Below are 26,794 nucleotides of genomic sequence, written 5' to 3'. Positions count from 1 at the left end.
CGTCACGCGGCCGATGCCGGTCGGTCAGAAATCATAGGTCAACGACACGCGCGCGGTGCGCGGCGCACCCGGGAACAGGTACGCATCGCCCTGCTGCTCGCCCGCGTCGCGCCAGTAGAACTTGTTGAACAGATTGTCCACCGACACGCGCAACACCGTGCGATGGCCGCCGATCTTCGTCGTATAACGCGCGCCGAGATTGAACACGAACCACGACGGCACGCGCGCGGTGCCTTCCTCGTTCGCGTTGCGCGCCGCGCTGTATTCCACGCCGCCGAGCACGTTCAGGCCCGCGACGCCCGGCACCGCGTAGTCCGCATACAGCGACGCGCGCAGCGCGGGCACGTTGATGATCTGGTGCCCTTCGTAGGCCGGCGACCCCGAATCCACCGCGCGGGCGCGAATCGCCGCGACGCTGGCCGTCAGCCCCAGCCGCTCGGTCACGCGCCCGGCCGCGCCGAGCTCGATCCCCTGGTGCCGCTGCGTGCCGCGCTGCACGAACGTGTAAGACGTGCCCGATGCGTCCGGGTCGGCGAACTGGAACGGCTTGCTGATCGAGAACACGGCGGCCGTGAGGCTCAATCGGTCGAGCCAGTCGTATTTCGCGCCGACCTCGAACTGGTGCGATTCGACCGGCGGCAGGAACGCATACGCGTTGGTCGCGCGCACCGGCGCCTGATCGCCGAGCGACAGCGCCTTGCTGTACGACGCATACAGCGACAGCACGTTCACCGGCTTGTAGACGAGCGCGACCTGCGGCAGGAACACCGAACGGTCGGTATGCGTCGTGTCGCCGTCGAGGCTGCTCCAGCTGCGCTGGCGCAGCAGCACTTCCTTGCCGCCCGCGAGCACCTGCCAGTGTTCGCCGAGGCTGATGCGGTCGAGCCCGAACACGCCGTACTGCCACGCGTCGAGGCGCGGATACGACGGCCCGGGCGAATTCGGCGACGGCGAGAAGGTCAGGTCGGGCCCGTAGATGTTCTCGCTGCCCACGTAGTCATACACGGCGTCGGCCATGTGCACGACGCGGCGCTGCACGCTCACGCCGAGCGTCAGCTCGTGGCGCAGCGGGCCCGTCGCGAACTTGCCGGTCGTGACCGCGCGCAGATCGTCGTTGCGCCGGTATTCGCCGGGGCTGCGGAAATCGTACACGTCATAGTCGCCGTTCGCGCCGAAGAAGAACGGCGATGTCGCGCCGGCCGCGCAGCTCGCCGCATACGAGCAGCCGTACGCGAACGCGCTGTTGTCGTCGATCATCGTGCGGCTGCGGCCGGCGGCGATGTACGCCTTCCAGTCGTCGTTGAACTGGTAGTCGAAGCGCGCATTCAGGTTCAGCGCATCGGTCGTCACCGGTTTCGCCCACGGCTGCGTGCCGAGCGCCTTCGACGTCGTCTTGACCGACGGCACGACGGTGCCGCCGAGCAACTGGTAGCCGGGCGCGGAACGCTGGATCCACTGCTGGAATTCGGCGTTGAGCTGGAGGCTCGCGCGCGGGCTGATGTCCCAGTCGGCGGCGATCGAGCCGAACGTGCGCCGCCCGTTCGTGCCGTCGATATAGGAGTGCATGTTCTCCTTCGCCGCATTGATCCGGAACCCGAACTGATGGTCGGGGCCGAAGCGGCGGCCGAGATCGACGGCCGCCGACGTCGAGCCGCGGCTATCCACGCCGCCCGTCACGCTCGCGACGTTCGCGGAGCGCTTGGTCACGAAATTGATCACGCCGCCCGGCGCGACGACGCCGCTGTCGATGCCCGCGAGCCCCTTCAGGATCTCGACGCGCTCCTTGTTCTCGAGCGGCACGTTCTGCTCGCCGGACACCGTCAGCCCGTCGATCCGGATCGCGCTCGCGAGATCGACCGGAAAGCCGCGAATCGCGAAGCCTTCGAAATAGCCGACCGGCGCATAGTCGTTGACGACCGACGCATCGTTGCGCACGACGTCGCTCAGGCGCTTCGCCAGCTGATCGTCGATCAGCGCGCGCGTGATGACGTTCACCGACGCCGGCGTGTCGCGCAGCGGCGCGTCGTCGAGCCCCGCGACCGACGCTTCGCGCGCCCACAGCGGGTGGCCGCGCTCGCCGCTCACCGTGATCGCGGGCAGCGTCGCGGTGCCGGCCGCCTCGGCGCCCGATGTGGACGCGTCGCCCTGAGCCGCGGCAGCCTGCACCGCGAAAAGCGTGACGCCGAGACCGACACCGAGCCCGACCTTCGCGCGCCGCCGCCGTGCGGGCGCCGCTGTTGTTCTATTCACCGTCATTGTTCTGGATGGAAAACTCGCCACTCGACCCTGTCGAAACCCGTTACGAAGCTGCGAAGCGTACGCCCGCGCACGCCGCCGCACCCGTCGCCGGACGCGTGCTGCGACACGATATTCATCAGACGAACCGGACCATGCGGCGTGCAAGCGGGCCGACCGGTCGGAACAACGCAGGATGGGACATCGAATTCGGATGACGCGCCGGGCACCGACGCAGCGGCCGACAGGTTCGTCGACGGCTTGTCGGGCGGCCGGCTGCCTCGCGCGGTCGTGTCATGCGGGGGACGCTTCGAACGCCCCGGTGCGGGCGGCGGGCATTCGCGCCGGCCGTTCGTCGGAACGGCGGCCTGCCCGGCGCGCGACATCGCGGCGTGGCGCGCATTTTACCCCGGGCGGGGCGAAGGGCCGCGGAATCGGGCGGAACGGGGACGGAGAAGGCGGGAACTGGGCAGGCGGCTCGGGCGACGCTGCGACGTCGGTGGCGGCCGCGGCGGCGACGGCGATTCGCGTCGTGCGCGCCGGCCGCTGACACCGGCGTCATCATGCGCCGGTCTCGGGCGGCCGGGAACCGGAGCGGAAATGGCGGCCCGCTACCGGTTCACCAGCCGTTCGCTCAGAACCCCTGCATCGTCACGGTCGGATCGACGACCAGATGCACGACGCCGTAAATGACCGCGCCGACCAGCAGCGCAAGCAGGAGCGCCACGAACGGCAGCAGCGTGAAGTTGGCGTTCGCGAGATCGGTCGCATGCGCCTTGCTGTTGCGTACGCCGAAAAAACTCCACAGGACCAGGCGGACCATGCCGAGCAGTTTCATGATGGGCTCCTTTATCGAATCGGTTGACGCTATCGTCGATCCGGACGGCATTCGAAAAAAGAAGCAGTTGCGCGCGCTTTTCGCGCAGCAGGCCATCTGCGGCGGCATGTCGCACGCGCGTCAGCGGTCGAGCACGAGCGGCTCCGTGGCCCCTTGCGCGGGCCGCGCGACGCACAGCAGCGCGCAGCCGGGTTCGACCGGCGCGTCGGGCGTTTGCTCGTAGTCCACCGCGCCGGACAACACGCGCGTCGCGCACGTGCCGCACGAGCCGGAGCGGCATTCGGACGGCACGGCCACGCGCTGCCCTTCCGCGAATTCGAGCAGCGTGCCGTCGGCGGGCATCCACGCGGCTTCGCGCGCCGTGCGCCGGAATACGACCGGCACGCTTGCCGCTGTGGGCGCGGCAGCCGCGCGGGTCGCACTGCGCGAGACGCTCGACGGCCCGAACGCCTCGAAACGGATGCGCTCGTCCGCCACGTTCAGCGCGCGCAGCCCGTCGTACAGGTCGCGCATGAACGCCGACGGCCCGCACAGGTAGAAGTCGTAATCGTCGAATGAAAGGACCCGCTTCAGTTGCCCGACGTCGATGCGGCCGGCCCGCGCGGCCGTCCCTGCTTGAGGATGACTGTCGAACCAGTGAAGCGACAGGCGTGCATCGGCGGCCGCGATGCGCGCCAGTTCCTCGGCAAACGGCCGGTCGGCCGCTTCGCGTGCGCCGTGCACGAACACGACACGGCGCGACGGCGTGTCGTCGGCCAGTGCCCGGCGCAGCATCGCGACCATCGGCGTGATGCCGATGCCGGCCGACACGAGCACGGCCGGGCGCGGGCTCGCGAGATCGAACGTGAAGCGGCCGCGCGGCATCTGCGCGTCGAACGTCATGCCGGCCTGCGCATGATCGTGCAGCCACGCCGATACGCGCCCCTCGCGCTTCACGGTGATCCGGTAATGCGCGCCGCCCGGTGCATCGGACAGCGTGTAGCTGCGAATCGTCGGCGCATCGCTGCCCGGCAGCGCGACGCGCAATGTCAGGTGCTGACCGGCTTCATACGCAGGCAATGCGCCGCCATCCGCCGGTTCGAAATGGAACGACCGGATCGCGCGCGCTTCGTCGACGATCTTCGCGATGCGCAGCGGCCGCCATGCGGGCGCCGATGCCGGCGCGGCCGCGGACGGCGCCGGCCCGGCCGTTGCCGCCGCGCCGCCCGACGACGACGCCATCGCCATCGCCGCGAATTGCGGCGCGCGCTCGACCGCCGACCACCGGAACGGCAGCACCGCCCGCACGCGCCGCACTTCCCGCACATGGAAGCGCACGACGCGCTGCGCGCCGTCGAACGACTCGACGACCGGCCCATCCCACACGATCTCCGCGTGCGCGGCCACATACAGCACATCGCCGCGGTCGAAATCGACGAACAGCAGCCCCGCGCGCGGATCGTGCTGCAGGTTGCCGAGCGTGTTGAAGAACCGGTTGCCGCTGAAATCGGGCGTCGTCAGCGTGCGCGCATCGTCGACGCGCACGAAGCCCGGCATCCCGCCGCGATGCGACACGTCCGCCCCGCGCGCTGCGCCCGCCTCCGCCGACGTGTTCGCACTCGCGACGAAGAACGTATCGGCCTGCGCGAGCAGCGCGCGATCCGCATCGCTCAGCGCGTCCGACACGTCCGGCGCGACGGACGCCTCGACGTCCCGCGCGACGAAGGTCGGCTTGCGGCCCTGGATGTATTTCGCGCAATTGCCGAAGCTCTGCTCGACCGCGATCGTCAGCGCATCGCCGTCCACCGCGCGCACGACGCCGTTCACGCGATTGCGCCGCCGCGTATCGAATTCGATCCCGAGCCCGCCGAACGGCGCGCCCGCCTGCCACGCGCCGGCCAGCGGATCGCCCGGCAGCGCGCGCGCCGCGACGCGCAGCGTGCGGGCGTCCGGCGACGTGACGAAACCCGGTGCACCGGCCCGCAGCGTCGCCCACGGCTGGCCGTTTGCATCGACGCCGCCGAGCACGAAGAACGGCAGTTGCGCGAAAAACGTCCGGTGCTGGTCCGGCATGAAGCGCCGGATCCCGCGCCGGCCGGCCGCGCTCGCCGCGTCCGTCACGCCTGCGCGCTGCTGCACGGCGAGCTCGCCCGCGTGAAACGGTGCGGTCTCGAGTTCCCAGCCCGGTACGACGGCGGTCGGCGCATTCATTGCGTTTTCCTGAACAGGCGAGGTGGCGGTGGGTGTCAAGCGGCGAGCAGGCCCGCGCGCGTCGTCGGCATCGCGACGAAGCCCGGCAACGCCTCGATACGCGCCAGCCATGCGCGCACGTGCGGATACGGTTCGAGCGACACGCCGCCTTCCGGTGCGTGCGCGATGTACGTGTACGCGGCGATGTCCGCGATCGTCGGCTGCGCGCCGGCCGCGAACGGCTTGCCTGCCAGCTCGCGGTCGATCACGTCGAGCACCTTCGCGGCCGTGCGCTTGGCCGCTTCCGGGTCGAGCTGTGCGCCGAACACGGTCACGAGCCGCGCGGCCGCGGGGCCGGACGCGATCGGGCCGGCCGCGTATGACAGCCAGCGCTGCACGACGGCCGCGCCGACCGGATCGTCGGGCAGCCAGTGCGCGTCGCCGTAGCGCTTCGCGAGGTACACGAGGATCGCGTTCGAATCGGCGATCACGGTGCCGCCGTCGTCGATCACCGGCACCTGCCCGAGCGGATTGAGCGCGAGAAACGCCGGTTCGCGCTGCGCGCCGGCCGCGAGATCGACATCGATGGTCCGGGACGGCAGCCCGAGCAGCGACAGGAACAACCGGACACGGTGCGCGTGCCCGGATAACAGGAACGAATAGACGCGGATTGGCGAGGCAGGCTTGCTGGCGGCAGACATGGAAACACTCCGGAATCTCGCGCCGCCGGGGATCGGCGACGAACGGCTCCAGCGTAGCGCTCGCCGTTCGTCGCCAGAAGACGGATAATCGCGGAAACATTATCCGCTTCCATAGGACAATCGACGATGGCCGATCTGCGCGACGTGAACCTGAACCGGCTGGCGATCTTCGTCGCGGTGGTCGAGGCCGGCTCGCTGACGGCCGCGGCCGAGCGGCTCGGCCTCGCGAAGACGGTCGTCAGCACGCACATGCAGCGCCTCGAATCCGAGGTCGGCGCGAACCTGCTGGTGCGCACGACGCGGCGGCTGAGCGTGACCGATGCCGGGCGCGTGTTCTACGACGCGTGCCGCGACATCGTGCGCGCCACCGAAGCCGCGCTCGACGCGGTGTCGTCCGATGCCGGGCCGCTGCGCGGCACGCTGCGCGTGAGCGTGCCGATCGACTATGGCGCGCTGGTCGTCGCGCCGGCCGTCGTCGCGCTGCGCGACCGGCATCCGGCGCTCGCCGTCGAACTCGTCGCGAACGACCGCGTCGTCGATCTCGTCGCGGACAACCTCGACGTCGCGATCCGCATCGGCCGCCTCGCCGATTCGAACTATCGCGCGGTGCAGCTCGGCACCTACGAGAAATGGCTGGTCGCGAGCCCGGCGTTCGTCGCGCGACACGGGCTGCCGCGCGATCCGGATGCGCTCGCCGCGCTGCCGTTCGTGATGTTGTCGTCGCTGCCGCGCCCGCATACGCTCGAACTCGATAACGTGCGGGGCGGCCGCGCGTCGCTGCGCTGCGTCGCGCCGGTCGTATCGAACACCGCGACCGCGTGCCGCGCGATCGTGCTGGCGGGCGGCGGCTTCGGACTGCTGACGGATTTCTCGAGCGCGGACGACGTCGCGGCGGGCCGGCTCGTGCGGCTGCTGCCCGGCTGGCGCACGGCGCCGGCCGGAATCCATGCGGTGTATCCGTCGACGCGGCTGCCGTCGCCGAAAGTGCGGGCGTTCATCGATGCGATGAAGGCTCGGCTCGGGGAGACGCCGGCAGCGCCGCCCGTGCGTGCGCCGCGATCGAAACGCTCGGGGGGCTGAGCGTTTCGCCGTCCGTCACATGAATCTCAAGTAGCACTGTTTTTTGGCGACTTCCTCGCGCTTGAATCCCTTTTCGCTCATGCACGAAGCAAACTCGTCCGGGAACGGATTCAGATTGAAGATCCGGTCCTGAACGTTGGCGGGAATACCTCGGTCCAGTTGGGCTTGCGCTTCCGCACAGGTCGCCTTCGCGAAGGAGAGCCTGACGGGCTCCCCGCTGATGCGGTTGCGGATCTTTTCATACGCCCCGTCCTTGCAGGCCGACACCGTGTCCTTGAGGTGTTGTGTATAGAGGGCATCGAGGCAGGCGTCGCCCGCCCGGTCCGAATCCCTGAACAGCGCCGTGACCGTTTGCGATTTCCACTCGGTTTCGTAGCGCGTGGACTCACTCAACGGCCAGCAGCCGCAGCCCGTCAGCATCAGGACGGAAACAGCCATCCCCGCCGACATCGTGCGGCGCCCCCATCGGTTCCGTGCTTGCATAAGTTCCTTGTTATCCATTGACAACCATCCATGATCGCGGGCGACCGGCCCCGTTCCCGCGAATCTACGCCGCCGCCTGCAACGTCCCCAGCAACACCTTCCTGCAACTCGCGATCATCAGCGCCTCCGGATCGCGATAGTCGGTCAGCAGCCACGCCGCGCCGACGTTCGTCATCGCCCCCACCAGCGCGAGCCCGATCAGCCGCTGCTCGGTCCGCTCGGCAGGCGTCGCGGCCTCGCCCGGCGCGCCGATCGCCATGATCAGCTTGCCGAAGTCGATCAGCATGCGCTGGTACGTCATGTCGGTATCCGCGCTCACGCCCATCACCTCGAGCAGCAGCACGCGCGCCGCGCACGGGTCGCGCAGAAACGCGAAGAACGCGGCGAGCCCCGCATCGACGCGCTCGCGCAGATCGCCGCCGCGCGCGGCGACCGCCTGCGCGACCGCGTCGTGCAATTGCTGCGCGTGATGCAGGTAGGTGCAGCGCAACAGATCCTCGGTGCTGTCGAATGCCGCATAGAAATAGCGATCGTTCAGCTTCGCTTCCTGGCAGATCGACCGCACGGTCGCCTTGCGAAACCCCACCGTGCCGAACACGCGCGTCGCCGCGCGGATCAGCGCGTCGCGCCGCTCGGCGGCCCGTACCTCGGGCGCCACGCCGCCATACGACCGGCCCTTTTTTTCCGTTTCGAGTGCTTTCTCCATTCCGCTATTTGACATCAGGACACCCGAAAACTAAAGTGGTGACGACCAACACCACAATAGATGCGCCGCCGGTACAGCGCAAGCGGAACGGGAGGGACGACGGATGAAGGGATTTTCCGGCAAGGTCGCCGCGATCACGGGCGCCGGTTCGGGCATGGGCCGCAGCCTCGCGGTCGAGCTCGCGCGGCGCGGCTGCGAGGTCGCGCTCGCCGATGTCAACGATGTCGGGCTCGCCGGCACGGCGGCCACCTGCGCGCGGCACGGCGTGCGCGTGAGCACGCGCCGGCTCGACGTCGCCAACCGCGAGGCGGTGTTCGCGTGGGCCGATTTCGTGCGCGCCGAGCACGGCAAGGTCAATCTGATCTTCAACAACGCGGGCGTATCGCTGGCCGCCAGCGCCGAAACCGCACGCCTCGCCGATCTCGAATGGATCGTCGGCATCAATTTCTGGGGTGTCGTGCACGGCACGCAGGCGTTCCTGCCGCATCTGCGCGCGTCGGGCAACGGCCACGTCGTCAACACGTCGAGCCTGTTCGGGCTCGTCGCGATGCCGACGCAAAGCGCGTACAACGCGACCAAGTTCGCGGTGCGCGGCTTCACCGAGGCGCTGCGGATGGAACTCGAACTCGACGGCGCGCCGGTAAGCGCGACCTGCGTGCATCCAGGCGGCGTCGCGACGAGCATCGTCGATGCAAGCCGCGTCGATACCAGCATCCACGCGCTGACGGGCCAGGACGAAGCGACCCATCGCCGCCAGGCGAACCGCCTGATCAACGCGACGACGGCCGACGAGGCCGCGCGGCAGATTCTCGCGGGCGTCGAGCGCAATGCGCGCCGCGTGCTGGTCGGCGCCGACGCGCGCCGGCTCGACAGGATCGCGCGGCTGCTCGGCGCCGGTTACCAGTGGCTGATGCTGCGCCACGTGCGCCGCGCACGCGCACGCAACCTCCGCCCGAAGGAAGTCCCTGTGGGAGAACGCGCGCACGCTCCCGCTGCGCGCCCGACCACGCCGACCCAGGATCCCGCATGATCTCGACGACGACCGACCGGCGCGACGCGCCGCCCACTCCCGGCGCCCGCCGCGACAACAACGACCTCGACGTGCTGATCGTCGGCGCCGGCCTGTCCGGTATCGGCGCCGCATATCACCTGAAGCAGCGCTGCCCGCATGCGAGCGTGGCGATCGTCGAGGCGCGCGACGCGATCGGCGGCACCTGGGACCTGTTCCGCTATCCGGGCGTTCGTTCGGATTCCGACATGTTCACGCTCGGCTACAGCTTCCGCCCGTGGCACAGCGACAAGGCGATCTCCGACGGCCAGACGATCCTCGACTACATCCGCGACACCGCGCGCACCTACGGCATCGACAAGACGATCCGCTACGGCCAGAAGGTCGTCGCGGCCGACTGGGATTCGAACCGCGCGCGCTGGACGGTACGCATTGAGCGCACGCAAAACGGCGCGACCGACACGCTCGTCTACACCTGCCGCTTCCTGTTCATGTGCAGCGGCTACTACGACTACGACGCCGGCTACCTGCCCGACTGGGCAGGCATGGAGACGTTCGAGGGCAAGCTCGTGCATCCGCAGCACTGGCCGGAGGATCTGTCGTACGCGAACCGGCGCGTGGTCGTGATCGGCAGCGGCGCGACGGCCGTCACGCTGGTGCCGTCGATGGCAGCCGACGCGCAGCACGTGACGATGCTGCAGCGCTCGCCGACCTACATCGTGTCGCTGCCCGCGCGCGACAAGATCGCGAACGCGCTGCGCCGCGTGCTGCCGTCGCGGCTCGCGCACCGGCTCGTGCGCGTGAAGAACGTGCTGCTGACGATGTACCTGTACAACGTGTCGCGCCGCAAGCCCGACCGGACGAAGCAATTCATCATCCGCGCGGCGAGCAAGCAGCTCGGCCCCGATTTCGACGTCGCGAAGCACCTGACGCCGCGCTACATGCCGTGGGACCAGCGCGTGTGCCTCGTGCCGAACGGCGACCTGTTCAAGGCGATCCGAGCGGGCCGCGCGTCGATCGTCACCGACGAGATCGAGCGCTTCACGCCGACCGGCCTCCAGTTGAAGAGCGGCCAGCAGCTCGACGCGGACGTGATCGTCACCGCAACCGGGCTGAAGGTGAAGATGCTCGGCGGTGCGCGGGTGACGGTCGACGGCCGCGCGGTCGATTTGCCGGAAACGGTGTCGTACAAGGGGATGATGTACAGCGACGTGCCGAACCTCGCGTCGTCGTTCGGCTACACGAATGCGTCGTGGACGCTGAAGGCCGAGCTGATCGCGCGCTACGTGTGCCGGCTGCTCAACCACATGCGCGCGAACGGGTACGACACGTGCGTGCCGCGGCTCGGCGCGGGCGACCTTGGCGACGTGCCGGCCGTCAACCTGAGCTCGGGCTATATCCAGCGCGCAGCCGGCATCCTGCCGAAGCAGGGGCACCGCAAGCCGTGGAAATTCCACCAGAACTATGTGCTCGATCTCGCGTCGCTGAAGTTCAGCGCGCTCGCCGATTCCGCGATGCATTTCGAACGCCGCGCCCAAACCGGCCCGGCCGCCACCGCGCCGGCTGCCGAACCCGCACTCGAAACCCGCTGAGGCCGACATGACTCCTGTGCTCCATCTGATCCAGAACGTGCTGCTCGGCGTCGTCGCGGTGCTCGCCGCGCTCGCGCTGTTTTCCGGTTACGTGGCCCGTCGCGTGACGCGCGCGTTTCCGCCCGAAGGCCGCTTCGTCGACATCGACGGCGACCGCATCCACTACGTCGAATACGGCAACGGCCCGCCGATCGTGTTCGTCCACGGGCTCGCGGGGCAATGGCGCAATTTCGCGTACCTGCCGCTCACGCGGCTCGCGCAGCAGCATCGCGTGATCCTGATCGACCGGCCGGGCGCCGGCCGCTCGCTGCGCGGCGCGGCCTCGCAGGCGAACGTGTTCGCGCAGGCCCGCACGGTCGCCGCGTTCATCGATGCGCTGAAGCTCGACAAGCCGGTGCTGGTCGGCCATTCGCTCGGCGGCGCGATCGCGCTCGCGGTCGGCCTCAACCATGCGGACCGCGTGAGCCGGCTCGCGCTGATCGCGCCGCTGTCGCACGAGCAGGCCGAGCCGCCTGCGCCGTTCAAGCCGCTGATGCTGCCGTCGCCGCTCGTGCGCCGTTTCGTGTCGTGGACCTTCGCGATCCCGCTGACGATCCTGACGGGCCGCAAGGCCGTGCGTCAGGTGTTCGCGCCGGAGGACGTGCCGCGCGACTTCCCGGTCAAGGGCGGCGGCCTGCTGGGGATGCGCCCGCACGTGTTCTACGCGACGGCGACGGACCTGCTGTCGGCGCCCGTCGACCTGCCCGCGATGGCGCGTCGCTATGCGGAACTCGCGCTGCCGGTCGACGTGCTGTACGGCCGCGCCGATCCGATCCTGAACTGGCGCGAGCACGGCGACGCGCTCGCGAAGAAATCGGCGCGCGTGCGGCTGAAGGTCGTCGAAGGCGGGCACATGCTGCCGGTCACGATTCCCGACGCGACGGCCGACTGGCTGCTCGAAGTCGCCGCCGCGCCGGTCGACGTCGCCGCGCAGACGGTACGCATCGCGTAGGTCGCGACAGCGAAGCGGAGCCTGATTCCGATCCCGCACCGGGCAGCCGGTGCCGCGACGGAATCAGGCTTCGTCGTCGGGTATCGACAGCCCGAGATCCGAGAGCACCTCGCGCGCGCTGCGGAACGCCTCGACCGCGGCCGGCGCCCCGGCGTACAGCGCGCTGTGCAGCAACACCTCGCGGATTTCGACGAGGCTCGCGCCGTTGTTGAGCGCGCCGCGAATATGCCCCTTCAGTTCCGTGCTGCGGCCGAGCGCCGCCAGCATCGCGCACGTGCACAGGCTGCGCGTCTTCAGGTCGATCCCGTCCCGCTGCCACGTGCTGCCCCACGCATGTTCGTTCAGCCAGTTCTGCAGCGGACGCGAGAATCCATCGAGGTCGCGCATCGCGCGCTCGACGAACGCCTCGCCCATCACGTCGATCCGCCGCGCCTTGCCGTATTCCCTGTCCTGTTCGCTCATGTCGGTGTCCTGGTTGGAGTCGGGGCCGCTGCGGCGTCGCCGGCAGCCGGGAGATGTCGCGCCATGTTCATGCGCGCGGCGGGTTTCGTCAAAGATGCGGAGCTCGGTTCGCGGCCGTTCGCGTGACGGGCGGCCGAACGCTACGTAACATCCGGCCGCGCGTTACGGTGCCTGACGGGAACATCGCAGCCGCGACGTTCGCGCACCGCGCGTGCCTGTCGCGCGAAACCGCCATTCCTCCGTTTAAATCGCGTCGATATTCCCGATTCCCGCAACAAATCGCGACACCGTTTCGCGAAACCTGTCATGGCGCGGAATTTGCAGTGAAGGCCTGGACACACTTCCAATGTCGAGGCCAACATGCACACTCTCTTCAAGAAGACGACGGTAACGATGGCCGTCTCGTCACTGCTCGCGCTGTACGGCTGCGGCTCGGTCGATGGACCGACGACCCCGCCGACGATCAAGCCGAGTACGTCCGGGACGAGCGGCACCTCGGGGACTTCCGGTACGTCGGGCGGCGGTTCGTCGGGGACTTCGGGCGGCGGTAGTTCGGGGTCGTCGGGGACTTCAGGTACTTCTGGCACCTCCGGTACGTCGGGCACTTCTGGTACGTCGGGCACTTCTGGTACCTCGGGCACCTCCGGTACATCGGGTACTTCCGGTACGTCGGGCACCTCCGGTACCTCGGGTACTTCCGGCACTTCGGGCACCTCCGGTACGTCGGGTACTTCCGGCACCTCGGGCACCTCCGGTACGTCGGGTACTTCCGGCACCTCGGGCACTTCCGGTACCTCGGGTACTTCCGGTACCTCGGGTACTTCCGGTACGTCGGGCACTTCCGGCACCTCGGGCACTTCCGGTACCTCGGGTACTTCCGGTACGTCGGGCACTTCCGGCACCTCGGGCACTTCCGGTACCTCGGGTACTTCCGGTACCTCGGGTACTTCCGGTACGTCGGGCACTTCCGGTACCTCGGGTACTTCCGGTACCTCGGGTACTTCCGGCACTTCGGGCACCTCCGGTACGTCGGGTACTTCCGGTACGTCGGGTACTTCCGGTACCTCGGGTACTTCCGGTACCTCGGGTACTTCCGGCACCTCGGGTACTTCCGGCACGTCGGGCACTTCCGGCACCTCGGGCACTTCCGGTACCTCGGGCACTTCCGGTACCTCGGGTACTTCCGGTACCTCGGGTACTTCCGGCACCTCGGGCACTTCCGGTACCTCGGGCACTTCCGGTACCTCGGGCACTTCCGGTACCTCGGGTACTTCCGGCACCTCGGGTACTTCCGGCACCTCGGGTACTTCCGGTACGTCGGGTACTTCCGGCACTAGCGTCACCCCTCTCGGCAACGTCCTGCAGAAATCCGGCAACGTCGTGACGACGCTCGGCACGACGATCGTGAACGGCGGCGGTCAGATCGGCGGCGTGCAGATTCCCGGCACGAACCCGACGACGGCCACCAGCATCGGCAACGCGGTCGGCAGTCTCGGCAACGGCGTGCAATCGCTCGGCAACGGCGTCGCGGCCGGCCTCGGTTCGATCGGCGTGTCGCCGAACCCGCTCGGTCCGACGCTCACGTCGACCACCGGCCTGCTGACCGGCGCAGGCGGTGCGGTCAACAACCTCGGCAATGCAGTGACGAGCCTCGGCACCGGTCCGCTGTCGCCGCTCGCACCGGCGACGACCCTGGTCGGTAGTCTCGTCAACACGGTCGGCACCGCGGTCAACTCGACCGCATCGGCGCTGAACACGGCGCTGAACAGCTCGCCGGTGCAGCAACTCGAGACGCAGCTCGGCAGCGTGATCAACCCGATCACGAACACGCTGACCGGCGGCGTCACGACGCCGGGCGTCACGCAGACGCTCGGCAACACGACCTTGCTCGGTGCTCCGCTCAGCAGCCTGCTGAACACGCTCGGCAGTGGCCTCGGCCTCGCCGGTTCGCAGGTCGGCGGCGCAACCGGCAACCCGGTCGGCACGAGCGCCGGGAACAGCGTGTCCCAGCTCGGTAACACGGTGTCATCGGCCGGCGGCCTGCTGTCCAGCGGCAGCTCCAGCAGCGGCAGCAATCCGCTCGCCCCGATCACGGGCGTGCTCGGTTCGCTGACGGGCGCACTCGGCGGCGGCAGCTCGAGCGGCTCAGGCGGCACCAGCGGCACGAGCGGCACCAGCGGCACCAGCGGCGGCCCGCTCGCGCCGATCACCGGCCTGCTCGGCACGGTGACGGGTGCGCTCGGCAGCATCGGCTCAAGCGGTACGGGCGGCACCAGCGGCACCAGTGGTACGAGCGGGACGAGCGGCGCAGGCGTCGGCGGCCTGCTGGCGCCGGTCACCAACCTCGTCAACTCGCTGACGCCGCTCGGCGCAAGCCTCACCGGCACCGTCACGACGCCGGGCGGCAACCTGTCCGGCACGCTCGGCGGGGTGCTGACGAGCGGCCCGGTCGGCACGCTCACGGGTGCGCTGGGCACGCCGGCCGGCGCCACCGGCACGGTCAGCCCCGGCGGCGCAGCCGGCACCGTGACGACGCCGGGCGGCAGCGGCTCCGTGGTGACGGGCCTGACCGGCAGCACGAGCGGCGCCGCCGCAGGCGGCACCGGCAACCTGCTGTCGCCGGTGACCAACCTGCTCGGCGGTCTGCTGGGCGGCGGCACCAAGAAGTAAGCGTCAACGCATCACGTATCAGAACGACAGGCCAATGGCCGGGCGCGCATCCATAAACAGCCCGGCCGACGGCCGGCGTCACCCGCCAAGCGGGGGCGCCGGCCCTCATCCCTACGAGGATCCGATCATGAACTCCACGCTCGACGGCATCGTCGCTGCCCCGGACCGTCCGCCCCGCTCCGCCACGCCGTTGCGCGCCGGCCTGCTCGGCATCGCGGCCGGACTCTTCGCGCTGTGGATCACGCGCGACCACCCGGCCCTCGACGCGGCCACCCGCGCGGTCATCGCGAGCCTCGCGATCATCGGCACGATCGCGCTGCACGAACTCTTCATCTCGCGCGTCTACCTGCGCCCGAGCGCGGGGCTGTCGCGGCAGGCCGTCCGGCCGCTCGGCATCGCGCGCGTCGCGACGCGGCTCGGCGCGCTGACGTCGATCTACGCGGGCATCGGCGTGATCTACTGGCTGCTGCCCGAATACCACGGCGCGTTCTACCTGCCGTTCTGGTCGCTGCTGCGCTCGCTCGCGCCGTACGTGATCGTCGCCGCGCCGTTCTACTTCGCGTGGATGGACCGCCATCAGCGCGAGACCGACGACGCGTACCTGCTGTGGGGCCGCTTCCTGTTTCGCCGCGAGCAGCCCGCGAGCTGGAAGCCGGTGCGCGAGATGCTGGCCGGCTGGGGCGTGAAGGCGTTCTTCCTGCCGCTGATGACGGTGTACCTGTCGAAGGACGCCGATCACCTGAGCGCGTCGCTCGCGAACGCGATGCATGCGCCGATGACGATCGCGACCTTCGTTTTCATGTACGACCTGTCGTTCACGATGGACCTGATGTTCGGCACCGTCGGCTACCTGTGCACGTTCCGCATCCTCGACAGCCACGTGCGCACCGTCGAGCCGACGACGCTCGGCTGGGTGGCCGCACTGATCTGCTATCAGCCGTTCTGGTCGCTGATCTCGAACAACTACATCCGCTACGAAGGCTCGGTGTTCTGGGACAACTGGCTGCTGTCGGCGCCGACGCTGCGCGTGGTCTGGGGCGCGGTGATCATCCTGCTGCTGCTGACCTACGCGCTGTGCACGATCTCGTTCGGGCTGCGGTTCTCGAACCTCACCAACCGCGGGATCATCACGTCGGGCCCATACCGCTTCACGAAGCATCCGGCCTACATCACGAAGAACCTGTCGTACTGGATGGTGTCGGTGCCGTTCGTCGAGCCGCTCGGCTGGCAGATCGGGCTCATGCACTGCGCGGGGCTCGTCGCGGTCAACCTGATCTACTACACGCGTGCGAAGACGGAAGAGCGTCACCTGATGCGCGATCCCGACTATCGCGCGTATGCCGAATGGATCGCGCAGCACGGCTTGTTCGCGCGGATCAGGCAGGCGTTCGGAGCGCGGCAGGCGGTGTGACGGAGCGATTCCCGGCCGGGCCGCTGATGCATCGACCCGGCCGGGAACGCACACACCCCGGTTCATCCGCGCGTGCGCTTCAATGCGGCGAGCGCGACGACGCATGCCGCCGGCATGACGAAGCAAAACGCCGCCAGCGGCCACGGCGTATCGCCGGGCAGCACCAGCGTCACGAACGTGCCGGCCCCGCCGACGATCAGGCTCTGGACGCAGTAATACAGCGCAACTGCCGTCCCCGCCGCGTCGTCGAAATCCCGAAGCGCGCCGTTTGCCGTCACTGACGACATCAGGACGATGCCGACCGCGACGATCCACATCGGCATCACGAACGCGACGAACGACGGCGCCATCAAGACCGTGCATGCCGCCAGCGTGATTGCGCCGGCCATCATGACGCCGGCGCCGCGCACGAAACAACCCGGAATCCCCCAGTTCGACACGAACCATCGCGCAAAACGCGCGGCAACGATCATCACGATCGCGACGGTGGCAAACGCCGCACTGAATTCGGTGCGGGAATAGCCGGCCTGGCCGACCAGCACGCGCGGCGCAATCGAGAAGAACACGAAAAAAGCGCCCATGGCCGTGCCGAAACCGAGCGAATAGACGAGGAAAGACGGACTACGCAGGATCGATACGAGCGGTTGCCGCGGCCTGCCGGCGGCCCGCGGCCGTGTTTCGTACCAGTGCGACAACGCGCGGCCGAACGCGAGACATCCGGCGCCGCCGAGGGTCATGAAGATCGCGCGCCATCCGAAACCGTGCGCAATGCCCGCGCCGAGCATCGGCCCGAGCGCCGGGACGAACGCCAGGATTGCCCCGAACTGGCTGTATAGGGTGCTGCTTTCCGGGCGGTCGGCATAGACATCGCGCACCGTTGCAAAGGTCGCCACGAGCGCGGCGGACGCACCCAGCGCCTGCAGCAGGCGCAACGCGACGAACGCGCCGCCGCTGCCCGCCGTCGCGAGCGCCAGGGACGCCGCCGAGAACAGTAGCGCACCGCCCAGGAGCACGGGTCGACGTCCGCACCGGTCCGACAGCGGGCCGAACACGAGCTGGCCCAGGCCGAGGACGACCATGTAGACGCTCAGCGTCAGCTGCACCACGGCGGGCGACGTGCGCAGCGCCGACGGCATCTCCGGCACCACCGGCAGATACACGTCCATCGCCAGCGACGCGAGGAGATCGAAAGGGGCCATCAGCAGCAAGGCCGACGGCAGCGAGCAAGCCCATGCGGGCGTAGTTTGGGTTTGATCAGGCATGACGAAGCATCCGCTCGGAAAAGGGAAATCCGGCGGCAATCTGCCTGCTGAGTCATCGACGAGAGGAGATCGCCGCAACAACCGGGTGAAGCACGTTGTTGCGGCTCAGCGATCCGTGGACGGGCCCGCTCCCATGGTCAGATCCTTGTGGGGTTCGTTCGCGGTGAAGTGTATGCGATTTCCCGGCACGAACGCGGGCTGCTGCCGGAAACCGTTACGCGATCAATTCCGGATCTTCGCGGCGAATCGTGGCGTGCCCACAGCCCCCATGCGGCCAATTGTCGCGAAACACCGCGATTCCTCGCGTTTCATCGCTTTTCTCCGTCAGTCCGATTGCCCGCCCCCGGCGCGTCGCGTATGGTGCTGGCCGTCCGCGTACGATCCGTCGCCGGACACCCGACCGTCGTCCCGCACGACGGCCGTGCGGGCCGTGCCCGCCGCTCACCGTCTCCGCGGCGCTGCCCGCCGGCGCCGCGCATTCACGAGGAAAGAGGCATGATCCACAAAGTCCTGATCCTGTTCGCACTCTGCATCGCGGGCCTCGCCGCGATCGCCGCCGGTTTCCAGCACATCCCCAGCTGATTCGCGGCCCCGGCTCGCTTCGCCGAGCCCGGGGGCCGCACCCGCTTCCGTTCCCTTTTGCGATGAATCTCTTTCCCGAACCGCCCGGAACGGGCGGCTTTTGCCATGCGTATCGACGTACAGCATTCCCAGCACGACATCGACGACGAACTCGACACCCTTTATGAACGCCTCCACCAGCCGGGCCATCGCCTGCACGGCCTGCCGGCCGTCGCGCTCGGCCGCTCGGGCCTGATCGTCCGCCACCGCGAAGCGGACGGCGAATACTTCCTGTATGTCGAGGATCCGTCGGCCCGCCAGCTCGCCGGCTATACGGTGTTCAACCGGCTTCCCGAAATCCCGCGCCGCGCCGACCGCTACCTGCGCGCGCCGCATACGCGGCTGCGCGGCTCGGCGCAACGCAAGGGGCTCGCGACGACGCTGTATCGATGGGGGCTCGACGCGGGCCTGTGTCTGATCAGCGGCGCGCGCCAGTCGGTCGGCGCCGCGCAGTTGTGGACGGCGCTCGCGCAGGATTACGGGCATGGCTTCGTCGATGTCGAAGGCCGCGTGCTACGTTATCTCGGCGAAACCGTGGCCGACGACGTACACGGTGCGCTGCATACGCGGCGGCTGTTGCTCGGGAATGGGTGGGGAATCGGAGAATTCGCGCGTGCGGTCGGGATGACCGGCGTCGATGCCGCCGAATATGCGAACGCGAATGTGCGGCGCAGCGAACACGAACGACATCCCGTGCGGAGCGTCGGCCACGCGCGGCCCGTCGCTCACGCGGCTCAGGTGGCTCAGGTGGCTCAGGTGGCTCAGGTGGCTCAGGTGGCTCAGGTGGCTCACGCGCCGATGCGATAATTCGGCGGATCCGCGCGCCGCCGCGCGAGCCTCCTACCCCACACGTTCCGCGATGGCCAACGAAACCCGAACCGATTCCGAGCGCCCCATCAACATCGTCGCGCTGTGCGGCAGCCTCCGCGCGCAGTCGTACAACGCGGCACTCCTCGATGCGGCCGCGCTCGTCGCCCCGCGCGACATGCGCATCGCACGCTTCGATCGTCTCGGCGAATTCCCGCTGTTCAATCCCGATGCCGAATACCCGACGCCCGCCGCCGTGCGCGACCTGATCGACCGCCTGAACGCGGCCGACGGCGTGCTGATCGCCAGCCCGGAATACGCGCACGGCGTAACCGGCGTGATGAAGAACGCGCTGGACTGGGTCGTGGGATGCGAGGCCGTCGTGTACAAGCCCGTGGCAGTGTTGAACGCGTCGCCGCGCGCAACACATGCGGACGCGGCGCTGCGCGAAACGCTGTCGGTAATGTCGGCGCGCATCGTCGAAGATGCATCGATCGCGCTGCCGATCCTCGGGAGTCGGCTCGACGCGGCGGGCATCGCCGCGCATCCGCCATTCGCGTCCGCGCTCGTCGAAGCATTGCACGCGCTCCGCGCGGCAATCGGTGACCCGGCTGCCGGCCGCTAGGCGATCCACACGCTGAACGCGTGCGCCGTTGCGTTATCGCGCCTTGGCGCGCGTCGTCTTTCTCGCCGGTTTGACAGCCTTCGCACGCGGCGCTTCCTTCTCGGGCTGCGCGCCGCCGCCGGCGAGATCCTCGAGCCATGCAAGCGCATCGACGTACGACAGGAACTGCTGCAGATAGTCCGGTGACAGCTCGCGCATCGTCGCGAGCGAGCGGTGCACGAGGCTGTTCGAATTGAGCGGCCCCGCGTTGCGCGGCACCTGGTCGAGCGACTGGCGGTATTGCTGTTCCGTGCGGACTTTCGACCACATCGCACGGAAGTAGTCGACCAGTTCGGGATCGAGCCCGCGCCGGTCAGCCTGCGCATCGCGCGCGAGCCCTTCGACGAGCGCGGCAAGCGCGCCGCGCGCGGGCGCACCCGCCGCGGCTGCCGCCGTCTCGCGCGTGGTGTCGGCGTCATCGGCGCGCGCGACGATCTCCGCAAACCCTTCGATCAGCGTCGCCAGCCGCGCGTCGAGCAGCGCGCGTGCAGCGCCGTCGAGCACGGCCGCGCGCCGTTCGAGCGCGTCGATCCGGTGAAACCGCACGGGGTCGAGCCGGTCGGCGCCCTGCTCGCGCCATGCGTCGAGCGTCGCGCGCACCTGCGTCGCGTCGCCCGTCACTTGGCCTTTCCTCCGTTCGACGCCGACTTGCGCGGCACCGGCGCGATCTCCACGCGGCGGTTCTTCGCGCGGCCTTCATCGTCCGCATTCGAGCTGACCGGCTGTTCGGAACCGAACGCGGCCGCGAACACCGACGACGCCGGCACGCCGGCATCGATCAGCGCACGCGTGACCGTCAACGCGCGCTTGGCCGACAGTTCCCAGTTATCCGCGAACAGGCGGTTGCCGGCGTGCACCTGCTGGTCGTCCGCGAAGCCGCTGATCATCAGGATCTCGTCGCGCGTCTTCAGGTACGTGGCCAGCGGGCCGGCCAGCGTCTTCAGCAGGTCGCGGCCCGCGGGCTGCAACTGGTCGGAGTTCAGCGCGAACAGCACGTTGCCGCTGATGCCGATGCGCCCGTTCACGAGCGTCACGCGGCCGGCCGCGAGCGGCCCGGCGAGGGCCTGTTCGAGCGACTTGCGCTGCTGCGCCTCGAGCTGGCGCGCACGCACCGCTTCCTCGAGCTTCGACGTGAGCTGAAGCTGCATGCCGATCACGCCGACCAGGATCAATACGAACGCGCCGAGCAGCACCGACATCAGGTCGGCGAACGCGGGCCACACCGGCGCCGATGGCGCGCCATCGTCGATTTCGTCGTGCATGCGTTACGCTCCGACGGGCGCCCGCCGGCCGGCGAGCTGCTGCAGGTCTTCGACGATCTGCTTCTGCGACATCACGCTCAGGTCGATCACCTCGCGCGCCTGCGCGACGTAGTACTCGAGCTGTTCGTCGCTGCGCGCGAGCGATTTCTCGAACGCGGCCTCGATGCGCTGCAGATGCGTCAGCAACTTGTCGTTCGATTCGCCGAACACCTGCACGGCCATCCCGAACGCATCGCCGAGGCTCGCCACTTCGACAGCGCCGGCCGTGACCTGCGCGGCCACCGAATCGAGCTTGCGGGTTTCGGCATCGACAGTGTCGTTGAAGCGCGCGCCAACGCGGTCGAGCAGATCGGCCGACGTGCTGACGAGCGCGTCGATCGCGGTGCGCTGTTCGGTCGACGCGTGGTTGACCGCGCCGAGCAGCGTCTCCAGCGTCGCGAGCAGGCGGCTGCGTTCCTCGAGCGTCGCGGTGTCGCGCACCATGCTGTCGGACAGGCGCTGGCGCAGCTCGGCGACGACGTCGGCCGCAGCCTTCGGCGCTTCCGATGCAGCCTGCACGAGACGTGCGATTTCGTTGATCGTGTCGCTCGCATGAACCTGCGCCTGCGCGGTGATGTCGTTCGCGGTGCGGGCCAGCGTGTCGCAGATGTCCTGCTGGCGCGCGGCGGCCTGCGCGCTCGTCTGTGCCCATTCGTCGCGCAGCGCGGCGGCCATCGCGGCGAGCGAATCGTTCCAGGCGGACAGGCGGGCTTCGTCGCGTGCGGCCAGTTGCGATTGCAGGCCGGCGTGCGACTCGCGGATCGTCGTCAGCAAATCGTTCGAGCGCTGTTCGAACGTCGACGCCTGTGCGGTGAGGTCGCGCGTTGTTTGTGCAAGCGCGTCGCAGATTTCCTGCTGGCGGCCGGCGCTGTGCACGCCTGCGCGCTGCCATTCTTCGCCGAGCTTCGCGGCCATCGCGGCGAGCGAGTCGTTCCAGGCGGACAGACGTTCTTCGTCGCGCGCAGCCAGTTGCGATTGCAGACCGGTGTGCGATTCGCGAATCGTCGACAGCAGATCATTCGAGCGTTGTTCGAACGTCGATGCCTGTGCGGCGAGATCGCGCGTCGTTTGTGCAAGCGCGTCGCAAATTTCCTGCTGACGGCCCGCGCTGTGCACGCCTGCGCGCTGCCATTCGTCGCCCAGCTTCGCGGCCATCGCGGCCAGCGAATCATTCCACGCCGACAGACGTTCTTCGTCGCGGGCAGCCAGTTGCGATTGCAGACCGGTATGCGAATCGCGAATCGTCGACAGCAGATCGTTCGAGCGTTGCTCGAACGTCGAAGCCTGTGCGCTAAGGTCGCGCGTCGTTTGCGCGAGTGCATCGCAGATTTTCTGCTGGCGGCCCGCGCTATGCACGCCTGCGCGCTGCCATTCGTCGCCGAGTTTCGCGGCCATTGCGGCCAGCGAGTCGTTCCACGCGGACAGACGTTCTTCGTCGCGCGCAGCCAGTTGCGATTGCAGACCGGTGTGCGAATCGCGAATCGTCGACAGCAGATCGTTCGAGCGTTGTTCAAACGTCGACGCCTGTGCGGTGAGGTCGCGCGTCGTTTGTGCAAGCGCGTCGCAGATTTCCTGCTGACGGCCGGCGCTGTGCACGCCCGCACGCTGCCATTCTTCGCCCAGCTTCGCGGCCATCGCGGCGAGCGAATCGTTCCACGCCGACAGACGTTCTTCGTCGCGCGCAGCCAGTTGCGTCTGCAAACCCGCGTGCGACTCGTGCATCGCGGCGAGCGTCGCGGCCGAATGGCGTTCGAACGTCGCGGCGGCTTCGCCCAGCGCGCGCGCATGCTGGCCGGCCAGCGTCTCGCCGACCTGCTCCTGGCGCGCCAGCGCGTCGCGCCATGCGTCCGACAGGCGGCCTTCGGTCGATTCGAGGCGCGTCGCGACGCCGTCGAGCAGATCCGACGAACGCTGCGCGAACGTCTCGGTGAACTGGCCGAGCGTCGTCTGCAACTGCTGCGCGACGGTGTCGCCCGCGCGGCGCTGTTCGTCGAGCGCGCGGTTCCATACGGCCGTCACGTTGCCGGTGGTCTTCTCGAAGCCGTCCGTCAGCCCGTCGAGCTGACGCTGCACCGCGCCCGTCACGGTGTCGCGCAGCGCGGCCATCTCCTGCGCGAGCCCCGTCATCGTCGCGGCGACGACCGGTTGCAACGCGGCGCCGGCCACGCGCGCGCTTTCGGCGGCGCTTTCCTTCAGCGCGTCGCCGACGTTCGACGCCAGGCCCGCGTACGCCCGCTCGGTCCGATCGAAAAACGCCTGCTGGCTTTCGATCTGACGATCGTGCAGCGCGACGCTGCGCGCCTCGAGCGTCGTCATCATCGTCTGCAACCGGTCGACCAGCGCCGGCATCACATCGGCCTGGCGCTGCAGCAGCCGGAACGATTCGTCGCGCTGGTGCGCGGACGAATGCACGCGCAGCGTCGTCGCGATCTTCGCGTCGAGCTGCTGGGCCGCGTCGATCCGCTCGCGGCGCACGAGCGCGGACAGCAGCCCGAGCATCGCGGACGTCGCGACACCGGCGATCGACGTGCCGAATGCGAACCCGAGCCCCTTCACCGGCGCGATCAGCGACGCGCGGATCGCATCGAGATCGGTCGCGCTCTCGAGCGCGGCGCCCGTGCCCTTCAGCGTGACGACCATCCCGAGCAGCGTGCCGAGCATGCCGAGCAGCACCAGCAGGCCGACGAGGTAAGGCGTGAGCGCCGGGCCCGGCAGCGCGACGCGCGCGCCTTCGACCCGGGCGCGCACCGCGCCGCGCAGGCCCGGATGCAGCGTGTCGAGCCACGTGTCGAGCTTCGTGGGCGGCTCGGCCAGGCCGGCGACCGCGTGCGACAGCGTGGCGGTTGCCTGCCGGTAGCGCAGCAGCTCCCATGCGCCGGCGACGTAGCACGCGCCGATCAGCAGCGTGACGGCCGCCGCCAGCGGGTTCGACGCGACATAGCCGGCACCGATCCAGCCCACTGCGAGCAGACCGGCGACGAAGACAACGAGATCAAGGCGAATTCTGGACATAGCGTGTTGATTAGCTGGTGCGAAGGGCCGCGAGCAGCCCGTCTACCGTTTGAAACCGGACTTCGAGTTCGGCAAGCAGGATGCTGTGCATCTCGTCGCGAAACGTGTCGAGCCATGCGCCGGGCACGATTGCCGCGACGGTCGGGGTGCCGGCCGCCGCGCCTTCCGCGGCCGGAGCAGCCGGAGCGGATGCGTCGGCGGCGTCGGGCGCAGCGGCGGCCGCGGATTCGGCTTCGGCCAGCACCTGCCGCTCCGCGTCGCGCAGCCGCGCGAAGCGCGTGCCGAGCAGCGCGGGCACGGCCGACAGCAGGCTGCGCTCGCGCGCGCCGAGCACGCGCTCCATGATCGTGTCGAGCGTCGCGAGCCGCGCCATCCCGGACGAGCGCGCGGCGAGCGCGACCCGCAGGCGGCCGCGCAACTGGCCGATCGCCGTTTCCATGTCCTGCTGCAGGGTCAGATACCGCTGGCGGAAATCCGCGAAATCGGCCGTGTCGGCGGCCGGCGGCGGCAGGTCGCCCGGCCGGCGCCGCGCCCGCGGCCGGTGGGTGGCCGTGATCGCCTGCGCGAGGTCGTGGCGCACGCGCGCGCAGTCGCGCTCGGCGTCGTAGCCGCGCACGCCGGCCGCGACGCCCGGCGGGCTCGCATTCAGCGCGGACGACAGCGTGATCGCGTCGGTCCAGCCGAGCCACTGGCTCAGCCGGTCGGACAGCGTCTGCCGGGATTCCGCGACGTCGGCATCGGCCAGGCGCGCGAGCAGCCGGACGAGCGTCGGACCGCTCAACGCCGGGCGCGGAGATGCTTGCACCATGCTGCAAACCGTCAAAAAAGGCAGCAGTTTACACGTCGTCGGGCGGTCGACCGCCAGAATCGGGGAAGCGGCGCGGTCCGGCGCGTCGTGCGACCCCACGCGAACGCCCGTCGCGCAAGGCTCGGCGGGCGGCGGTGACGGGCGGAAAACATGTTCGGCGGCGGCCGGCGAGCGGCCGCGCCATCGGGAAGCAACGCGTTTGCGGAACGCCGACGCTCGCTCGAGCGGGCGGGCGGGCCGTCGCCGGCCGGTTCGTGCCGGCGGCGACGATGGCCATGATCGGCCGCCGCGCGCGCTGCCGCAGATCGGGAATGAAAGCGCTCAGATCCCCGCTTTCGGCGCATTCAGGATCAGCCGCAGCCCGAGCAGCGTGATCGCGCCGGCCGCGATGCGGTCGACCCACTTCTTCGCGCGCAGGTAGAGTTCGCGCGGCCGGCGCGTCGAGAAGCACAGCGCGACGAGTGTGTACCAGCCGAATTCGACCGCGAACACGAGCGGCGGCAGCGCGAGGTAGCACCACAGCGGCGGATGCTGCGGGAGCAGCGCCGCGAAGATGCTGCCGTACCAGATCGCCGTCTTCGGGTTGCTGAGCTGGGTCGTGAGGCCGGTCCAGAACGACTTGCGCGCGCTGCCGCCGGCCATCGCCTGCGGATCGTCCATCGCGATCGGCCGGTCGGCGCCGCGCCAGATCTTCGACGCCATGTAGATCAGGTACACGCCGCCCGCGACCTTGAGGCCCACATACAACCATTCGACGGCCTGCAGCAGCGTGTAGAGCCCGGCCAGCGCGACGCCACCGAACACGATGCCGCCGATACCCATGCCGAGCGCGGTGGCCAGCCCGTCGCGGCGCGACAGCCCGATCGAATTGCGGGCAACCAGCACGAAGCTCGGGCCCGGAATCATCGCGCCGAGAAACAGCGCAGCCAGGATGGCGAGTACGGCAGCCGATGCGGTCATCGAAGGCTCCTTGATCAGCGACGCCGCTGCGCCGGCGCCTGCGTGTCGTTTCCGACGGTCGAGCCGCTGATTCTGGCACGCTTCGCGCATGGCCGAAAGCGGCCGTGCGCTGCTATGCTGGCCCTCTTTCCCGTCATTCCGCGCCGCCCCCATGATCGAGATCCGCGCCGCCCGCCATCCCGACGATGCCGCTGCCGTCGAAGCGATCTTTCGCGAGTACGTCGCGAGCCCGACCGTCGGCCTCGCCTTCCAGGACTATACGCTCCGAAATCCGGCGCCCAGCACCGAGTTTCCCGGGCGCGATTTGTAACGCCGCGCGGCTCATCCCCCTTTTCTTCCTTCGACCGGACCGCCCGCCATGCGCGCTCTTCGCCTTTCCGCCCTGCTGCTCCCGCTGCTCGCCGCCCTCCCGCTCAGCGCCCGCGCCGACGGCCTGCCGAAGTCGATCGCCGCGCAACTGCCGCCCGGCTACCAGATGCTGAGCGAGCACCCGGGCCCCGATCTCGACAACGGGCGGCACAGCTTCCTCGTCGTCGTGCATCGCGCGGTCGATACGCGCGAGCAGCCGTCGCCGCGCCCGCTGCTGATCTACGAGGAACAGGCCGACCACACCTACCGGCTCGCCGCACGCAACGATCAGGTCGTGCTGCGCGCGAACGAAGGCGGCCAGTGCGATCCGTTCGACCCCGACGATGCGGCCGACAACGGCCTTTCGGTGAAGGGCCGCTATTTCACCGTGCAGAACTTCGTCGCGTGCGGGCAGCACTGGACCGACTACATCACGTTCCGCTACGACCCGCGTACGCACGGCTGGCTCTTTTCGAACCAGATCGTCACCGAATCGTTTCCGCTCGACGACAAGCCCGACCACGTCACCGTCACGCGCGCCGACGCGCACCGGCCGGTGTCGTTCGGGCAATGGAAACGCAAGGACTAGACGCTGCGCGCCGTGACGCCCGCGGCGGTGCCGTTTTTCAACGCGACGCGACGCGTCGCCCGCCCGCCGCTCGCG

Annotated in this window: 23 protein-coding genes and 1 pseudogene; 11 read left to right on the top strand and 13 right to left on the bottom strand. The window is 69.2% G+C overall.

Going from position 1 to position 26,794, the window contains the following annotated elements:
- Nucleotides 1-24: 24 nt before the first annotated feature.
- The 4 genes from HWW87_RS01795 to HWW87_RS01780 form a co-directional block, all read right to left on the bottom strand.
- Nucleotides 25-2,256 (bottom strand): TonB-dependent siderophore receptor, encoded by a 2,232-nt coding sequence (locus HWW87_RS01795; protein WP_175819000.1) that lies wholly within the window; start codon nt 2,254-2,256, stop codon nt 25-27.
- Between the two features lie 613 nt (nt 2,257-2,869).
- A complete protein-coding gene (locus tag HWW87_RS01790; RefSeq protein ID WP_174434702.1) occupies nt 2,870-3,073 on the bottom strand; it encodes a DUF2970 domain-containing protein in 204 nt (67 codons plus the stop codon).
- A 120-nt stretch (nt 3,074-3,193) separates the two neighbouring features.
- Nucleotides 3,194-5,263 carry a pyridoxamine 5'-phosphate oxidase family protein gene (locus HWW87_RS01785; RefSeq protein ID WP_175818999.1) on the bottom strand — a complete coding sequence of 690 codons (2,070 nt, stop codon included), beginning with the start codon at nt 5,261-5,263 and terminating at the stop codon, nt 3,194-3,196.
- A 35-nt stretch (nt 5,264-5,298) separates the two neighbouring features.
- Nucleotides 5,299-5,943: a glutathione S-transferase gene (locus HWW87_RS01780; protein WP_174385945.1), complete on the bottom strand. Its 645-nt coding sequence runs from the start codon at nt 5,941-5,943 to the stop codon at nt 5,299-5,301.
- A gap of 126 nt (nt 5,944-6,069) precedes the next feature.
- Here HWW87_RS01780 and HWW87_RS01775 point away from each other — a divergent pair, with 126 nt between their 5' ends.
- A complete protein-coding gene (locus HWW87_RS01775) occupies nt 6,070-7,023 on the top strand; it encodes a LysR family transcriptional regulator (protein ID WP_175818998.1) in 954 nt (317 codons plus the stop codon).
- 15 nt (nt 7,024-7,038) lie between these two features.
- On the opposite strand, the gene HWW87_RS01770 is transcribed toward HWW87_RS01775, so the two are convergent.
- A complete protein-coding gene (locus HWW87_RS01770; protein WP_174434706.1) occupies nt 7,039-7,524 on the bottom strand; it encodes a hypothetical protein in 486 nt (161 codons plus the stop codon).
- A gap of 46 nt (nt 7,525-7,570) precedes the next feature.
- Nucleotides 7,571-8,227: a TetR/AcrR family transcriptional regulator gene (locus HWW87_RS01765; RefSeq protein WP_175818997.1), complete on the bottom strand. Its 657-nt coding sequence runs from the start codon at nt 8,225-8,227 to the stop codon at nt 7,571-7,573.
- 88 nt (nt 8,228-8,315) lie between these two features.
- Between HWW87_RS01765 and HWW87_RS01760 the strand changes: the two genes are divergently transcribed.
- From HWW87_RS01760 to HWW87_RS01750, 3 genes are read left to right on the top strand one after another with little or no spacing between them, the layout of a single operon-like run.
- Complete coding sequence (locus tag HWW87_RS01760) at nt 8,316-9,242, top strand: SDR family NAD(P)-dependent oxidoreductase (protein WP_175818996.1); 927 nt, start codon at nt 8,316-8,318, stop codon at nt 9,240-9,242.
- On the top strand, nt 9,239-10,813 hold the full coding sequence (locus HWW87_RS01755; RefSeq protein ID WP_175818995.1) for an NAD(P)/FAD-dependent oxidoreductase: 1,575 nt from the start codon (nt 9,239-9,241) through the stop codon (nt 10,811-10,813). The genes HWW87_RS01760 and HWW87_RS01755 overlap by 4 nt, the downstream gene beginning before the upstream one ends.
- A gap of 7 nt (nt 10,814-10,820) precedes the next feature.
- Nucleotides 10,821-11,804 (top strand): alpha/beta hydrolase, encoded by a 984-nt coding sequence (locus HWW87_RS01750; protein WP_175818994.1) that lies wholly within the window; start codon nt 10,821-10,823, stop codon nt 11,802-11,804.
- Nucleotides 11,805-11,867: 63 nt separating this feature from the next.
- Here the strand turns inward: HWW87_RS01750 and HWW87_RS01745 are convergent, their stop codons facing one another.
- Nucleotides 11,868-12,266, bottom strand: a complete 399-nt coding sequence (locus tag HWW87_RS01745) for a carboxymuconolactone decarboxylase family protein (protein ID WP_174434710.1) — start codon at nt 12,264-12,266, stop codon at nt 11,868-11,870.
- Nucleotides 12,267-12,626: 360 nt separating this feature from the next.
- On the opposite strand from HWW87_RS01745, the gene HWW87_RS01740 reads away from it, so the two are divergent.
- Together HWW87_RS01740 and HWW87_RS01735 are read left to right on the top strand one after the other, a co-directional pair.
- Nucleotides 12,627-14,936 carry a collagen-like triple helix repeat-containing protein gene (locus HWW87_RS01740; protein WP_175818993.1) on the top strand — a complete coding sequence of 770 codons (2,310 nt, stop codon included), beginning with the start codon at nt 12,627-12,629 and terminating at the stop codon, nt 14,934-14,936.
- Nucleotides 14,937-15,063: 127 nt separating this feature from the next.
- A complete protein-coding gene (locus HWW87_RS01735; RefSeq protein ID WP_175818992.1) occupies nt 15,064-16,347 on the top strand; it encodes an isoprenylcysteine carboxylmethyltransferase family protein in 1,284 nt (427 codons plus the stop codon).
- Between the two features lie 62 nt (nt 16,348-16,409).
- On the opposite strand, the gene cml is transcribed toward HWW87_RS01735, so the two are convergent.
- On the bottom strand, nt 16,410-17,609 hold the full coding sequence (gene cml / locus HWW87_RS01730; protein WP_175818991.1) for a CmlA/FloR family chloramphenicol efflux MFS transporter: 1,200 nt from the start codon (nt 17,607-17,609) through the stop codon (nt 16,410-16,412).
- A 357-nt stretch (nt 17,610-17,966) separates the two neighbouring features.
- Here cml and HWW87_RS01725 point away from each other — a divergent pair, with 357 nt between their 5' ends.
- The 3 genes from HWW87_RS01725 (at nt 17,967) to HWW87_RS01715 (ending at nt 19,662) form a co-directional block, all read left to right on the top strand.
- Nucleotides 17,967-18,191 carry a hypothetical protein gene (locus HWW87_RS01725; RefSeq protein WP_175818990.1) on the top strand — a complete coding sequence of 75 codons (225 nt, stop codon included), beginning with the start codon at nt 17,967-17,969 and terminating at the stop codon, nt 18,189-18,191.
- A gap of 105 nt (nt 18,192-18,296) precedes the next feature.
- Nucleotides 18,297-19,037 carry a histone acetyltransferase gene (locus HWW87_RS01720; RefSeq protein ID WP_244107118.1) on the top strand — a complete coding sequence of 247 codons (741 nt, stop codon included), beginning with the start codon at nt 18,297-18,299 and terminating at the stop codon, nt 19,035-19,037.
- Between the two features lie 52 nt (nt 19,038-19,089).
- Nucleotides 19,090-19,662, top strand: coding sequence for an NADPH-dependent FMN reductase (locus HWW87_RS01715; protein ID WP_175818989.1), 573 nt, complete (start codon nt 19,090-19,092; stop codon nt 19,660-19,662).
- A gap of 33 nt (nt 19,663-19,695) precedes the next feature.
- Here the strand turns inward: HWW87_RS01715 and HWW87_RS01710 are convergent, their stop codons facing one another.
- From HWW87_RS01710 to HWW87_RS01690, 5 genes are all read right to left on the bottom strand, one after another.
- Entirely contained in the window at nt 19,696-20,322 is a 627-nt protein-coding gene (locus HWW87_RS01710) for a DUF2894 domain-containing protein (protein ID WP_175818988.1), read from the bottom strand.
- Nucleotides 20,319-20,963, bottom strand: a complete 645-nt coding sequence (locus tag HWW87_RS01705) for an OmpA family protein (RefSeq protein WP_175818987.1) — start codon at nt 20,961-20,963, stop codon at nt 20,319-20,321. The genes HWW87_RS01710 and HWW87_RS01705 overlap by 4 nt, the downstream gene beginning before the upstream one ends.
- A 3-nt stretch (nt 20,964-20,966) precedes the next feature.
- A complete protein-coding gene (locus HWW87_RS01700; RefSeq protein ID WP_175818986.1) occupies nt 20,967-24,014 on the bottom strand; it encodes a DUF802 domain-containing protein in 3,048 nt (1,015 codons plus the stop codon).
- Nucleotides 24,015-24,024: 10 nt separating this feature from the next.
- The gene (locus HWW87_RS01695) at nt 24,025-24,822 is read right to left on the bottom strand and encodes a DUF3348 domain-containing protein (protein WP_175818985.1); all 798 of its coding nucleotides are present in this window, start codon (nt 24,820-24,822) and stop codon (nt 24,025-24,027) included.
- Between the two features lie 321 nt (nt 24,823-25,143).
- Nucleotides 25,144-25,782, bottom strand: a complete 639-nt coding sequence (locus tag HWW87_RS01690; protein WP_011548348.1) for a LysE family translocator — start codon at nt 25,780-25,782, stop codon at nt 25,144-25,146.
- 151 nt (nt 25,783-25,933) lie between these two features.
- Between HWW87_RS01690 and HWW87_RS01685 the strand changes: the two are divergent.
- A pseudogene (locus HWW87_RS01685) lies at nt 25,934-26,041 on the top strand (GNAT family N-acetyltransferase); the annotation flags it as partial.
- A 99-nt stretch (nt 26,042-26,140) separates the two neighbouring features.
- Nucleotides 26,141-26,719 carry a hypothetical protein gene (locus HWW87_RS01680; protein WP_174429256.1) on the top strand — a complete coding sequence of 193 codons (579 nt, stop codon included), beginning with the start codon at nt 26,141-26,143 and terminating at the stop codon, nt 26,717-26,719.
- The last annotated feature ends 75 nt before the right edge of the window (nt 26,720-26,794 follow it).

Source organism: Burkholderia sp. BCC0419, assembly GCF_902830285.1.
Taxonomy (GTDB): domain Bacteria; phylum Pseudomonadota; class Gammaproteobacteria; order Burkholderiales; family Burkholderiaceae; genus Burkholderia.
Note: the sequence above shows the minus strand (reverse complement) of the source record. Positions and strands in the feature narration are given on the sequence as shown.

What these genes read in the sequence shown, in the direction of transcription:
- HWW87_RS01715 (WP_175818989.1), top strand. Translation starts at nt 19,090, where the DNA reads ATGGCCAACGAAACCCGAACCGATTCCGAGCGCCCCATCAACATCGTC.
- HWW87_RS01770 (WP_174434706.1), bottom strand. Translation starts at nt 7,524, where the DNA reads ATGGATAACAAGGAACTTATGCAAGCACGGAACCGATGGGGGCGCCGC.
- HWW87_RS01745 (WP_174434710.1), bottom strand. Translation starts at nt 12,266, where the DNA reads ATGAGCGAACAGGACAGGGAATACGGCAAGGCGCGGCGGATCGACGTG.
- HWW87_RS01680 (WP_174429256.1), top strand. Translation starts at nt 26,141, where the DNA reads ATGCGCGCTCTTCGCCTTTCCGCCCTGCTGCTCCCGCTGCTCGCCGCC.
- HWW87_RS01740 (WP_175818993.1), top strand. Translation starts at nt 12,627, where the DNA reads ATGCACACTCTCTTCAAGAAGACGACGGTAACGATGGCCGTCTCGTCA.
- HWW87_RS01795 (WP_175819000.1), bottom strand. Translation starts at nt 2,256, where the DNA reads ATGACGGTGAATAGAACAACAGCGGCGCCCGCACGGCGGCGGCGCGCG.
- cml (WP_175818991.1), bottom strand. Translation starts at nt 17,609, where the DNA reads ATGCCTGATCAAACCCAAACTACGCCCGCATGGGCTTGCTCGCTGCCG.
- HWW87_RS01760 (WP_175818996.1), top strand. Translation starts at nt 8,316, where the DNA reads ATGAAGGGATTTTCCGGCAAGGTCGCCGCGATCACGGGCGCCGGTTCG.
- HWW87_RS01790 (WP_174434702.1), bottom strand. Translation starts at nt 3,073, where the DNA reads ATGAAACTGCTCGGCATGGTCCGCCTGGTCCTGTGGAGTTTTTTCGGC.
- HWW87_RS01735 (WP_175818992.1), top strand. Translation starts at nt 15,064, where the DNA reads ATGAACTCCACGCTCGACGGCATCGTCGCTGCCCCGGACCGTCCGCCC.
- HWW87_RS01720 (WP_244107118.1), top strand. Translation starts at nt 18,297, where the DNA reads ATGCGTATCGACGTACAGCATTCCCAGCACGACATCGACGACGAACTC.
- HWW87_RS01690 (WP_011548348.1), bottom strand. Translation starts at nt 25,782, where the DNA reads ATGACCGCATCGGCTGCCGTACTCGCCATCCTGGCTGCGCTGTTTCTC.
- HWW87_RS01705 (WP_175818987.1), bottom strand. Translation starts at nt 20,963, where the DNA reads ATGCACGACGAAATCGACGATGGCGCGCCATCGGCGCCGGTGTGGCCC.
- HWW87_RS01750 (WP_175818994.1), top strand. Translation starts at nt 10,821, where the DNA reads ATGACTCCTGTGCTCCATCTGATCCAGAACGTGCTGCTCGGCGTCGTC.
- HWW87_RS01765 (WP_175818997.1), bottom strand. Translation starts at nt 8,227, where the DNA reads ATGTCAAATAGCGGAATGGAGAAAGCACTCGAAACGGAAAAAAAGGGC.
- HWW87_RS01700 (WP_175818986.1), bottom strand. Translation starts at nt 24,014, where the DNA reads ATGTCCAGAATTCGCCTTGATCTCGTTGTCTTCGTCGCCGGTCTGCTC.
- HWW87_RS01725 (WP_175818990.1), top strand. Translation starts at nt 17,967, where the DNA reads ATGGTGCTGGCCGTCCGCGTACGATCCGTCGCCGGACACCCGACCGTC.
- HWW87_RS01755 (WP_175818995.1), top strand. Translation starts at nt 9,239, where the DNA reads ATGATCTCGACGACGACCGACCGGCGCGACGCGCCGCCCACTCCCGGC.
- HWW87_RS01695 (WP_175818985.1), bottom strand. Translation starts at nt 24,822, where the DNA reads ATGGTGCAAGCATCTCCGCGCCCGGCGTTGAGCGGTCCGACGCTCGTC.
- HWW87_RS01780 (WP_174385945.1), bottom strand. Translation starts at nt 5,943, where the DNA reads ATGTCTGCCGCCAGCAAGCCTGCCTCGCCAATCCGCGTCTATTCGTTC.
- HWW87_RS01785 (WP_175818999.1), bottom strand. Translation starts at nt 5,263, where the DNA reads ATGAATGCGCCGACCGCCGTCGTACCGGGCTGGGAACTCGAGACCGCA.
- HWW87_RS01775 (WP_175818998.1), top strand. Translation starts at nt 6,070, where the DNA reads ATGGCCGATCTGCGCGACGTGAACCTGAACCGGCTGGCGATCTTCGTC.